At 68.4% G+C, this 12478-nt stretch carries 9 protein-coding genes; 4 read left to right on the forward strand and 5 right to left on the reverse strand.

Translation table 11 applies throughout. From position 1 onward, the window contains the following. The first annotated feature begins 37 nt into the window (after positions 1-37). The 3 genes from secG (at position 38) to ppc (ending at position 4489) form a co-directional block, all read left to right on the forward strand. The gene (gene secG / locus HQ325_RS21115) at positions 38-271 is read left to right on the forward strand and encodes a preprotein translocase subunit SecG (protein WP_027505281.1); all 234 of its coding nucleotides are present in this window, start codon (positions 38-40) and stop codon (positions 269-271) included. Between the two features lie 93 nt (positions 272-364). Further along, the gene (gene mgtE, locus HQ325_RS21120) at positions 365-1678 is read left to right on the forward strand and encodes a magnesium transporter (RefSeq protein ID WP_222632679.1); all 1314 of its coding nucleotides are present in this window, start codon (positions 365-367) and stop codon (positions 1676-1678) included. A gap of 42 nt (positions 1679-1720) precedes the next feature. Then, positions 1721-4489, forward strand: a complete 2769-nt coding sequence (ppc, locus tag HQ325_RS21125; RefSeq protein WP_222632257.1) for a phosphoenolpyruvate carboxylase — start codon at positions 1721-1723, stop codon at positions 4487-4489. Between the two features lie 237 nt (positions 4490-4726). Here ppc and pgl read toward each other — a convergent pair whose 3' ends face one another. The 5 genes from pgl to tkt are packed head-to-tail and all read right to left on the reverse strand — an operon-like array spanning position 4727 to position 11150. Continuing rightward, the gene (gene pgl, locus HQ325_RS21130) at positions 4727-5467 is read right to left on the reverse strand and encodes a 6-phosphogluconolactonase (RefSeq protein WP_222632259.1); all 741 of its coding nucleotides are present in this window, start codon (positions 5465-5467) and stop codon (positions 4727-4729) included. Then, positions 5460-6365, reverse strand: a complete 906-nt coding sequence (gene opcA / locus HQ325_RS21135; protein ID WP_222632681.1) for a glucose-6-phosphate dehydrogenase assembly protein OpcA — start codon at positions 6363-6365, stop codon at positions 5460-5462. The genes pgl and opcA overlap by 8 nt, the downstream gene beginning before the upstream one ends. Beyond that, a complete protein-coding gene (gene zwf / locus HQ325_RS21140; protein ID WP_222632261.1) occupies positions 6362-7921 on the reverse strand; it encodes a glucose-6-phosphate dehydrogenase in 1560 nt (519 codons plus the stop codon). Before zwf ends, opcA begins: the two co-directional genes overlap by 4 nt. A 3-nt stretch (positions 7922-7924) precedes the next feature. Then, entirely contained in the window at positions 7925-9046 is a 1122-nt protein-coding gene (gene tal / locus HQ325_RS21145; RefSeq protein ID WP_027505286.1) for a transaldolase, read from the reverse strand. Positions 9047-9050: 4 nt separating this feature from the next. Then, positions 9051-11150: a transketolase gene (tkt, locus tag HQ325_RS21150; RefSeq protein ID WP_222632263.1), complete on the reverse strand. Its 2100-nt coding sequence runs from the start codon at positions 11148-11150 to the stop codon at positions 9051-9053. Positions 11151-11487: 337 nt separating this feature from the next. Between tkt and HQ325_RS21155 the strand changes: the two genes are divergently transcribed. Then, a complete protein-coding gene (locus HQ325_RS21155; protein ID WP_037185372.1) occupies positions 11488-12465 on the forward strand; it encodes a heme o synthase in 978 nt (325 codons plus the stop codon). The last annotated feature ends 13 nt before the right edge of the window (positions 12466-12478 follow it).

Raw genomic sequence — 12478 nt, forward strand, 5'->3', positions numbered from 1 at the left:
GTCGTTCGGCGGCGCGCGGCCTGTAACATTGCCCATCATGCGCACGTTCCTGGACATCCTGCTGGTGGTCACCAGCATCGGCCTGCTCGTCTTCGTCCTGCTGCACCGCGGCAAGGGCGGCGGCCTGTCGAGCCTGTTCGGTGGTGGCGTGCAGTCGTCTCTGTCGGGGTCCAGCGTCGTCGAGAAGAACCTCGACCGTGTCACCGTCTTCACCGGTGTCGTGTGGCTCATCTGCATCCTGGGAATCGGCCTGGAGATCAAGTTCGCCTGATCAGGTGACGTGAGGCCCGGTCGACCGCGATGTCTCGTACCCCCCGACACGCCTGACCCGGACACGTCTCTTCCCGACGACGTCTCCGCGCGCATCGATCGCGCCCTCGCTGATCACGATCTGTCCGCCGTCACGGTCGGGCTGTCCCGGGTCTCGGTGGACCAGGCCGTCGATCTCCTCGAGCGCCTGAGCCTGAAGCACCGCGCACTCGTGTTCCGATTGTTGCCGAAAGATCGTGCCCTCGCCGTCTTCGAGGGCCTGCCCGGCACGCTGCAGAGCGACCTCGTCCGCGGACTTCGCGACGAGGATGTCGCGTCGGTCTTCGCCGAACTCGATCCCGACGATCGGGTCGGACTCCTCGACGAGCTCCCCGCCTCGGTCGCCACCCGGTTGATGCTCGGACTCCCGCCGGCCGAGCGTGACCTCACCGCAGCGGTGCTGGGCTACCCGGCCGGGTCCATCGGACGACGCATGAGTCCCGAGTACGTCTCGTGCAGGCCGGACATGACGGCAGCCCAGTGCCTCGACCGAGTACGCGCCCGCGTCGCCGATGCCGAGACGGTCTACACGCTGCCCGTCGTGGACGAGGGCCGCAGCCTGATCGGCGTCGTCAGCCTGCGCGACCTGATGGTGGCACCCGCGGATGCGCTGGTGCAGGAACTCGTGCACGAGGCGTATTCGGCGCTCGCGACGGACGATGCAGAATCCGCGGCACGACGCTGCGCCGACCGCAAAGTGCTCGCGCTGCCCGTCGTCGACGCCGAGGCCCGGCTCGTCGGCATCCTGACGGTGGACGACGCCCTCGCGATCCTCGAGGAGGCAGAGTCCGAGGACCAGGCGCGCCTGAGTGGATACGAGCCGTTGCGGCGGCCCTACCTCGCGACACCGGTCCTGTCGGTCGTCCGGTCCCGGGTGGTGTGGCTTCTCGTACTGGCGATCGGAGCCACGCTGACCGTCCACGTGCTCGAGATCTTCGAGGCGACGCTCGAACAGAAGGTGGTGCTGTCGCTGTTCGTGCCGCTGCTGATCGGCACGGGCGGCAACACCGGAAACCAAGCGGCGACGACCGTGACCAGGGCCCTGGCACTCGACGACGTCCGGCCGCGGGACATCCTCGCCGTCGTCGGACGCGAGATGCGTGTCGGTGTCAGTCTGGGCCTGCTTCTCGGTGGTGTCGGGTTCGCGGTCGCCTCCCTGGTCTACGACACGTCGATCGGCACCGTCATCGGACTCACCCTGCTGAGCATCTGCACGATGGCCGCGACCGTGGGCGGAGCGATGCCGCTGATCGGCAAGGCCGTCCGGGTGGACCCGGCGGTGTTCTCGAACCCGTTCATCACCACGTTCGTCGACGCGACCGGATTGATCGTCTACTTTCTCATCGCGCGGGCGGTGTTGGGGCTCTAGCCCCGCGCTGCGATCCGGGGGGGCGCCGACGATACTGTCCCCATGACAGTCGTGGATCCAGGTCTGCCCGCCACCGAACCTCTGCGCGAGGACATTCGGCTCCTCGGCGGAATTCTCGGTTCCGTCGTTCGGGACCACGAGGGAGAGCAGACTTTCGACCTCGTCGAGCAGGCCCGCGTGGAGTCGTTCCGGGTGCGGCGGTCGGAGATCGACCGCGGTGAGCTCGCTCAGCTCTTCGACGGCATCGACATCACGCGGGCCATCCCGGTGATCCGGGCGTTCAGTCACTTCTCCCTGCTCGCCAACCTCGCGGAGGACATTCACCGGGAGCGCCGCCGCGCCGTGCACGTGCGCGCCGGGGAGCCGCCGCAGGACAGCAGCCTTGCCTCCACCTACAGCAAGCTCGATGCAGCACGCCTCGACGCCGCCACGGTGGAGGACCTGCTCCGTGACGCGCTGGTGTCGCCGGTCATCACCGCGCATCCCACCGAGACGCGTCGCCGCACGGTGTCGGAGATCCAGAGCCGCATCACCGACCTGATGCGCTTCCGCGAGCGCACGGAACTGGACGACACGGAGATCGCGGAGACCGACGCGAAGATCGAGCGGCAGATCCTCGCCCTGTGGCAGACGGCACTGATCCGATTGTCCCGCTTGCGGATCCAGGACGAGATCGAGGTGGGACTGCGCTACTACGACATGTCGCTCTTCGACGTGATCCCGCGCATCAACACCGAACTCCGTGCGGCGCTGCGCAGCCGCTGGCCGGATGCCGACCTGCTGACGAGGCCGATGCTGCGTCCCGGATCGTGGATCGGCGGCGACCGGGACGGCAACCCCTTCGTCACCGGGGAGATCGTCCACCGCGCGACCAACCGCGCCGCGCAGGTCGCGTTCACCCGATACCTCGCCGATCTCGTCGGTCTCGAGCACGAGCTGTCCATGTCGGCTCGGCTCATCGACGTGGACGCGGACCTGCAGGCCCTGGCCGACGCATCGAAGGACGAGTCGGCGTTCCGTGCGGACGAGCCCTTCCGACGAGCCGTGCGCGGTATCCGCGGGCGACTGTCGGCGACGGCGCACCGCATGCTGGACGTGGTACCCGACAACACCCTCGACTCGCCGGAACTCGAGCCCTACGCGGCTCCGCAGGAGATGCTCGACGATCTGGACCTGCTGGACCGCTCGCTGCGCCGTACGGCCAACGGCGTCATCGCCGACGACCGACTCGCGACGCTGCGGCAGGCGCTCGAGACCTTCGGGTTCCACCTCTCCGGACTCGACATGCGGCAGAACTCGGAGATTCACGAACAGGTCGTGGCGGAGTTGCTGGCCTGGGCGGGCGTTCATGCGGACTACGCGTCACTGTCCGAGGACGAGCGCGTCGCGATCCTGTCCGCCGAGCTCGAGACGCGGCGTCCCCTCATCGGTCCCCGCGCGGAGTTCAGCGAGCAGACGGCCAAGGAGCTGGCGATCGTCGAGTCCGCCGCGGACGCCGTGCGCACCTTCGGCGGCGGCGCGGTGCCGAACTACATCATCAGCATGTGCACGTCGGTGAGCGACATGCTCGAGGCCGCGGTGCTGCTCAAGGAGGCAGGCATCCTCGATCCCGGCGACGCCGGGACGGCCCCGTCCTCACCCGTCGGTGTGGTGCCGCTGTTCGAGACGATCGGCGATCTCCAGCAGGGTGCGGCGACCCTCACCGCGACGTTGTCCATCCCCGTCTACCGCGCGCTGGTGACGTCCCGTGGGGACAACCAGGAAGTGATGCTGGGGTACTCCGACTCCAACAAGGACGGGGGCTACCTGGCCGCGAACTGGGCGCTCTACCGAGCCGAACTCGATCTCGTCGAGGCCGCACGCGCCGCCGGGATCCGGCTGCGACTGTTCCACGGCCGCGGTGGCACCGTGGGCCGCGGCGGTGGCCCGAGCTACGACGCCATCCTCGCGCAGCCCACCGGCGCGGTCACCGGCTCGCTGCGGATCACCGAGCAGGGCGAGGTGATCGCGGCGAAGTACGCGGAACCCCGCCTGGCGCGCCGCAATCTCGAGACGCTGTTGGCGGCCACCATCGAGAGCACGTTGCTCGACGTCGAGGGGCTCGGGGACGACGCCGAGCCGGCCTACGCGCTGCTCGACGATCTGGCGGCACGCGCCCAGGCCGCGTACGGGGCACTGGTCCACGAGACGCCGGGATTCGTCGAGTACTTCCGGATGTCCACACCGGTCGCCGAGATCGGCGAGCTCAACATCGGCAGCCGTCCGGCGTCGCGGAAGCCGACCAACTCGGTGTACGACCTGCGGGCGATCCCGTGGGTGATGTCGTGGAGTCAGTCGCGCGTGATGTTGCCCGGCTGGTACGGAGTGGGTACCGCGTTCGAGGAGTGGGTCGGCGGCGACGCGGACAGGCTGGCCACGTTGACCGATCTGTACCGGCGGTGGCCGTTCTTCCGGACTGTGCTCTCCAACATGGCGCAGGTCATGGCCAAGTCGGATCTGGGGCTCGCCGCCCGGTACTCCGAACTGGTTCCGGACGAGCAGCTCCGCAAGACCGTGTTCGACATGATCTCGACCGAGCACGCGAAGACGGTGTCGATGTACCTGAAGATCACGGGCCACGACGGGCTGCTCGACGACAACCCGGCGCTGGCGCGGTCGGTGTTCAACCGCTTCCCGTACCTCGAACCGCTGAACCACCTGCAGGTGGAACTGCTCAAGCAGCTGCGGGCGGGAGACGACCGGGAACAGGTCAAGCGCGGCATCCTGCTCACCATGAACGGGCTCGCGACCGCGCTGCGCAACAGCGGGTAGAGGGAACCGCGGGGACCTCTCCGGCGTCGAACAGAACAGACCCATTCGACGCCGGGAGGACCTCCGTCATGACTCCGCAAAACGAACACCGTTGCACTGCAACCGGATCCGCGTGGCGCAGGGGAGTGCCCCGGCGTCGAGCAGCGGCCTCGGTGCCCGTCCGGCCGAAGGACGGTCAGCCGGGACGCCCGCCGGCCTGACAGTCACGTCAGAGGCGGGACGCCGACCCCGCGTCGCTCAGAGGCGGGACGCCGACCCCGCGTCCAGGAACCACACGGTGGACTCGAGTCCGTGTGCGCCGGCCGCCGGATGCTCGATCGGATCCGCGCCCCCGACACAGGCGGCCACGGCATCGGCCTTGCCCTCGCCCGACACGAGGAACCACACGTGCCGAGACCTGTTCACCGCCGGGAGCGTCAGTGTGATGCGCACGGGAGGCGGCTTGGGGGAGTCGGTCACGGCCACGACCCAGCGTGACTCCTCCTGCACCGCGTCACCGTTCGCGAAGAGGGAATTGACGTGCGAGTCCGGGCCCATGCCGAGCAGGTGGATGTCGAAGGCGGGTCCGTCCTCCGGTGCGAAGGCTGCCACCGACTGCAGGTAGGTCACCGCCGCGGCCTCGACGTCGTCGCCCAGTGGCGAGTCGGACGGCGCCATGACGTGGACGCGATCGGGATCGACCCCGACGTGATCGAGCAGGGCGTCGCGGGCCTGCACGTAGTTGCGTTCCGGGTCGCCCTCGGGGAGGAACCGTTCGTCACCGAAGAAGACGTCGACGGCGGACCAGTCGATGTCGCCGCCGAGCTCGCGGACGGCCGCCAGGGTGGCGACACCGGTGCCGCCACCGGTCAGCACGACGGATGCGGTACCGCGTGCTCGCTGGGCGTCGACTACCACCGACACGAATCGCTCGGCTGCGGCGCGGGCGAGCGCCGCCGTGTCGTCGGAACGGTGGATCTCCGGTCGTGTCTCACTCATAGGTCACCTTCGTCAGGCCGGCGAGGGCCTCTTCGTAGATCTCGTCACGGTCGAGTCGACGCAGCTCCTCCGCGAGGCAGTCGCGGGTCTCCCGCCGGGCGAGTGAGACCAGCGTGTCCGGTTGTCCGGTGCGGATGAGGGTGGCCGTGGTGCCGGTCTGCGGCCTGCTGATGGACACGGTGCTGTCGGCCAGCACCATTTCCACACGCAAGTCGCCGACCTTGCGCACCACGGGCACGTCGAGGCGGGCGGCGAACCACCCGGCGAGGATGTCCAGTGCGGGCTCCTCGCGCAGACCCGACACTGTCACCGATCGCACCGGTTCGGCCTGCTGGTCGAGTGCCGTGGTGAGCAGCGCACGCCAATAGGTGATGCGCGACCAGGCGAGGTCGGAATCGCCCTCCGCATACGACTCGAGTCGTGACGAGATGGTGGCGCGTGGGTCGGGCGAATTGGTCGCGTCGGTGATCCGGCGAATGGCGAGCCGGCCCACCGGGTCCTCCTTCGGGACTGCCGGTGCTCCGCTCGGCCACCAGGCCACCACGGGGGTGTCCGGCAGCAGGAAGGGGAGGACGACGCTCTGCTCGTGTTCCGACAGCTCGCCTCGCAGCCGCAGGAAGACGACCTCGGACGCGCCCGCGTCGCCGCCGACGCGGATCTGCGCATCCAGCACGTCGTCGTCGTCGCGGTCGCCGCGGGCCAACACGATGACACGGCACGGGTGCTCACGGCTGGCCTCGTTGGCCGCCTCGATGGCGGCTTCGAACTTCGCCGGATCACGGATGACGACCACCAGGGTGAGCACTCGCCCCAGCGTGACGGCGCCGCCCGATTCGCGGAGCTCCACCAGCTTCTTCGAGACGGCACCGGTGGTGGTGGCGGGCAGATCGACGATCACGGCCTTCTCCATTCGCGTCCGGTGCGCTGCATCATCTCGTTGGCCGAGTCGGGGCCCCACGTGCCGGCCTCGTACGGATCGGCCGCGCCTCCGGACGCCCAGTAGTCGAGGATGGGGTCGAGGATCTTCCACGACAGCTCCACCTCGGCATTGACCGGGAAGAGCGACGGCTCACCGAGCAGCACGTCGAGGATGAGCCGCTCGTACGCCTCGGGCGACGACTCGGTGAAGGCCTGGCCGTAACTGAAGTCCATGCTGACGTCCCGCACCTGCATGCTGGACCCCGGCACCTTCGATCCGAAGCGCAGCGTGACGCCCTCGTCGGGCTGCACGCGGATGACGAGTGCGTTCTGGCCCAGTTCCTCGGTCATCGTGGCGTCGAACGGCAGGTGCGGTGCGCGTTTGAAGATCATCGCGATCTCGGTCACGCGCCGCCCGAGCGACTTTCCCGTGCGGAGGTAGAACGGCACGCCGCCCCACCGCCGGGTGTCCACCTCGAGGGTGATGGCCGCGTAGGTCTCGGTGTTCGACTCCGCGTCGAACCCCTCCTCCTCCTTGAGCCCCTTCACCTTCTGGCTGCCCTGCCACCCCGAGGTGTACTGCCCCCGGGCAGCGGTCTGCGCGAACGGCTCCGCCAGGCGCGTCGACGAGAGGACCTTGATCTTCTCGCTCTGCAGTTCGCTGGGGCTGAAGCTGACCGGCTCCTCCATCGCGGTGATGGCGAGCAACTGCAACAGGTGGTTCTGGATCACGTCGCGCGCAGCGCCGATGCCGTCGTAGTACCCGGCTCGACCCCCCAGGCCGATGTCCTCGGCCATCGTGATCTGCACGTGGTCCACGTAGTGGGCGTTCCAGATCGGGTCGAACAGCTGGTTGGCGAAGCGCAGCGCCAGGATGTTCTGGACCGTCTCCTTGCCGAGGTAGTGGTCGATGCGGAAGACACGATCCTCCGGAAACACCCGGTTGACGATCGCGTTGAGCTCCTGCGCGCTCTCGAGATCGTGGCCGAACGGCTTCTCGATGACCACCCGGCGCCAGTGCCGCGGAGCCTCGTCCTCGGACTCCGGTCCCGTGGCGAGGCCGGACGCCGACAACTGCTCGAGCACCGTCGGGAACGCACCCGGCGGGATGGACAGGTAGAACGCGTGATTCCCACCGGTTCCGCGCTCGACGTCGAGTTCCGCGAGCGTGCGCGTGAGCTGATCGAATGCCGCGGCGTCGTCGAACGACCCCTGCACGAAGCGGATGCCTTCCGACAACCGTTCCCACACGTCCTCACGGAACGGCGTCCGGGAGTGCTCCCGGACCGCGTCGTGCACGATGGTGCCGAAGTCCTGGTCCGACCATTCACGCCGGGCGAACCCGACCAGCGCGAACCCGGGCGGTAGGAGCCCACGGTTCGCGAGGTCGTACACCGCCGGCATCAACTTCTTGCGCGCCAGGTCGCCGGTGACACCGAAGATCACCAGGCTGCAGGGCCCGGCGATCCTCGGGAGACGCTTGTCTCTGCTGTCACGGAGCGGATTCACCCAGGGTGTGGCTGACTCCGTCGCCACGGTTCAGCTCTTCGACGCGGCGGAGAGTTGCTCGGAGGTGGCGTCGAGCAGTTCGCCCCACGACGCCTCGAACTTCTGGACGCCCTCGTTCTCGAGCACGAGGAAGACGTCGGTCAGGTCGATACCCAGTGCACTGATGGCGTCGAAGACGGCCTGCGACTCCTGACCCTTGCCCGTGATGGTGTCGCCGGTGACCTCGCCGTGGTCGGCGAAGGCGTCCATCGTCTTCTCGGGCATGGTGTTGACGGTGTTCGGGGCGACCAGCTCGGACACGTACAGCGTGTCGGGCAGGGTCGGGTCCTTCACACCGGTGGAGGCCCAGAGCGGGCGCTGCGGCCGGGCGTTGTCGGTCAGCATGCCCTGGAAACGCGACCCGATCTCGAACACCTGCTGGTAGGCGACGTACGCGAGGCGTGCGTTGGCCAGTGCGGCCTTACCCTTCAGGTCGGTCGCCTCCGGTGTTCCGATGGCGTCGAGACGCTTGTCGATCTCGGTGTCGACGCGCGAGACGAAGAACGACGCGACCGAGTGGATCGACGACAGGTCATGGCCCGCGGCCTTCGCCGACTCGAGTCCCTCGAGGTAGGCGTTCATGACGGCCTCGTAGCGCTCGACCGAGAAGATGAGCGTGACGTTGACGCTGATGCCCTCGCCGATGACCTTGGCGATGGCGGGGATGCCGGCCTCGGTGGCGGGGATCTTGATCAGGACGTTGGGCCGGTCGACAATCTTCCACAGCTCGATCGCCTGCGCGACCGTCTTGTCGGTGTCGTGGGCCAGGCGGGGATCGACCTCGATGGACACCCGTCCGTCGACTCCGTTGGTCGCCTCGTACACCGGTGCGAGCACGTCGCACGCATTGCGGACGTCGTCGGTGGTGACCGTGCGGATGACGGAATCGACGTCGGCACCGCGAGCGGCGAGCTCGTTCACCTGCTCGTCGTACGAGGTGCCCTTCGACAGGGCGGCCTGGAAGATCGACGGGTTCGTGGTGACGCCGACGACCGACTTGGAGTCGATCAGGTCCTTCAGGTTGCCCGAGGAGATCCGGTCACGGGAGAGGTCGTCCAGCCAGACCGAGACTCCGGCGGCGGACAGGTCTGCGAGATTCTGGTTCTGAGTCATGCTGTCATCCCTTCACGTTGGTGATGGAGCGCTGAGCTGCGGCCACGACGGCCTCGGCCGTGAAGCCGTACTCGCGGAAGAGCGTCGCCGCGTCCGCGGACTCGCCGAAGTGCTCGAGCGAGATGATCTCGCCGAAGCCGCCGACGATCTTGTACCAGGGCATCGCGATGCCGGCCTCGATGGAGACACGGGCCTTCACGGTGGGCGGAAGGACCTGGTCGCGGTAGTTCTGGTCCTGGCTCTCGAACCACTCGACACACGGCATCGAGACGACGCGCGCCGCGATGTCCTGCGCCTCGAGAAGCTTCTGTGCCTCCACGGCGTACTGCACCTCGGAACCGGTCGCGACGATGATCACGTCGGGTGCGGCCTTGGACGACTCGACCAGGACGTACCCGCCCTTGGAGACACCCTCGTAGCTGGTGCCGTCGAGAATCGGGATGCCCTGACGGGTGAGCGCGAGGCCGACGGGGCCGCTGCTCGACGAGCGCGCGAGCACCGCGCGCCAGGCGTGGGCGGTCTCGTTCGCGTCGCCGGGGCGCACGACCGAGAGGTTCGGGATCGCGCGGAGCGCCGCGAGGTGCTCGACCGGCTGGTGCGTCGGGCCGTCCTCGCCGAGACCGACGGAATCGTGGGTCCAGACGTAGATGGGATCGATGTCCATCAGGGACGCGAGGCGCACCGCGGGACGCATGTAGTCACTGAACTGCATGAAGGTGCCGCCGTACGCACGCGTCGGTCCGTGCATGACGATGCCGGAGAGGATCGCGCCCATCGCGTGCTCGCGGATTCCGAAGTGCAGCGTGCGGCCGTAGGGCTCCGCGTCCCAGTCGTCGGTGGAGATCGACGTCGGGCCGAAGGACTTGGCGCCCTTCATGGTGGTGTTGTTGCTGCCGGCGAGGTCGGCGGAGCCGCCCCACAGCTCCGGCAGGACCGGGCCGACGGCACTGAGGACCTCACCGGACGCGGCGCGCGTCGCGATGGCCTTGCCTCCCGGCTCCCAGGTGGGGAGCACGTCGGTCCATCCGTCGGGCAGCGTGCCCTCGGTCAGACGGTCCAGCAGGCGGCGACGGTCGGGCTCGCGCTCGCTCCACGCGTCGAAGTCCTTGCTCCACGCCTCGTGCGCCGCGCGGCCACGCGCCTGCAGACCACGGGTGTGCTCGATGACCTCGTCGGTGACCTCGAACGTCTTGTCGGGATCGAAGCCGAGCGCCTTCTTCACGGCCGCGACCTCGTCGTCACCCAGAGCGGCACCGTGGACGGCGCCGGTGTTCATCATCGTGGGGGCAGGAAAGCCGATGATGGTGCGCAGCACGATGATCGAGGGCTTGTCGGTGACGGCCTTGGCCGCCTCGACCGCCTCCTCGATGGCGGTGACGTTCTCGCCGCCCTCGACGACCTGCACGTGCCAGCCGTACGCCTCGTAGCGCTTGGCGGTGTCCTCGGACAGCGCGATGTCGGTGGAGTGCTCGATGGAGATCTTGTTGTCGTCGTAGAACAGGATCAGGTTGCCGAGCTGCTGCGTGCCGGCGAGCGAGGACGCCTCGGAGGTGATGCCCTCCTCGATGTCGCCGTCGGACGCGATGACGTAGACGTAGTGATCGAACGGGCTGTCGCCCCACGCGGGCTCGGGGTCGAAGAGTCCACGCTCACGGCGCGACGCCATGGCCATGCCGACGGCCGAGGCCAGGCCCTGACCGAGCGGGCCGGTGGTGATCTCGACGCCCTTGGTGTGGCGGAACTCCGGGTGGCCGGGGGTCTTCGACTTGAACGTGCGCAGCGCCTCGAGATCAGCGAGCTCGAGGCCGAAGCCGCCCAGGTAGAGCTGGATGTACAGCGTGAGGCTCGAGTGGCCGCACGAGAGCACGAAGCGATCGCGGCCGATCCACGTGGTGTCCGTGGGATCGTGGCGCATCGTGCGCTGGAAGAGCGAGTACGCCAGGGGAGCGAGGCTCATGGCGGTTCCGGGGTGGCCGTTGCCGACCTTCTGCACCGCGTCGGCAGCGAGAACACGCACAGTGTCCACCGCCCGTGTGTCCAGATCGGTCCAGTCGCTCGGATGGTGCGCGCTGGTGAGAACGGTGATGTCGTCTGTGATCGACACGGGTGGAGATCTCCTGACACTGTCGGGGTGGGGGTGGCCAGTAGTGCACGGACGCGGCGCACTCGTCGCCGCTCCGCGCGTGATGAGCCTAGTTCCCCGGCGGATCGGTCGGGGATACCCGGTTCACGGTCGAGCCTAGTTCCGTCCGGGACGCCTCGCTGGTTCCGCGGCGGGTGGTCCGCCGCCGATCCGTCACGCGACGCCCGAGCCATCCGACTACCCGCCGATTGGGGTGATGACACAGGCGGCGTCTACCATCGCTTGTAGTAGCACCATTCCGCTCGGTAACTGGGCCGGGTGGTGGAGCGGACGGTGCGAGAGGGAGATTCGAGTGGGTATGCGGCAGAGCCCGAGCGGACACGGGTTCACCGACAGTCCGACCCGGGACGTGTCGACCGCTCCCACGTCGAGACTCGGCCGGCTGACGGCCAAGCCCGCCGCCTACATCGCGCTGACGAAACCGCGCGTGATCGAGCTTCTCCTGGTCGCGACCATCCCCACGATGCTTCTCGCGGACCGCGGCACGGTGAACCTCCCGCTCCTGTTCGCCACGCTGTTCGGCGGGTGGATGGGTGCGGCCAGCGCCAACACGCTGAACTGCGTCGTCGACGCGGACATCGACAAGGTCATGAAGCGCACCGCGCGGAGGCCCCTGGCCCGCGAGGCGGTGCCGACGTCGCACGCCTTCGTCTTCGGCGCGCTCCTCGGAGTCGGATCGTTCCTCTGGCTCTGGTGGGCGGCCAACCTCCTCAGCGGAGTTCTGGTCGTCGCGACGATTCTGTTCTACGTCCTCGTCTACACGATGGTGCTCAAGCGCCGGACATCGCAGAACGTGGTCTGGGGCGGTGCCGCGGGATGCATGCCCGCACTCGTCGGATGGTCCGCCGTGACGGGGACCGTCGGGTGGCAGGCGATCGTCCTGTTCCTCGTCATCTTCTTCTGGACTCCGCCCCACACGTGGGCGCTGGCCATGCGCTACAAGGACGACTACAAGGCGGCGGGCGTGCCCATGCTGCCCGTCGTCGCCACCGAGCAGGTCGTCACCCGGCAGATCGTCCTCTACACCTGGGCCACGGTGGCGGCCACTGCTGCGCTGATCCCGGCGGCCGGTGTCGTCTACGCCGCGGTCGCCCTGGCGGCGGGTGCCTGGTTCCTCCTCATGGCGCACCAGCTCTACTCGGGCGTGCGACGCGGCGAGGCCGTGAAGCCGCTGCGCCTGTTCCTGCAGTCGAACAACTACCTCGCGGTCGTCTTCATCGGTCTCGCTGTCGACTCCGTGCTCGGGATGTCCACGGTCTCCGACTTCTTCTCCTGACACCCGCTCCGCG

The sequence above is a fragment of the Rhodococcus sp. BP-349 genome (assembly GCF_019835845.1).
GTDB lineage: Bacteria > Actinomycetota > Actinomycetes > Mycobacteriales > Mycobacteriaceae > Rhodococcoides.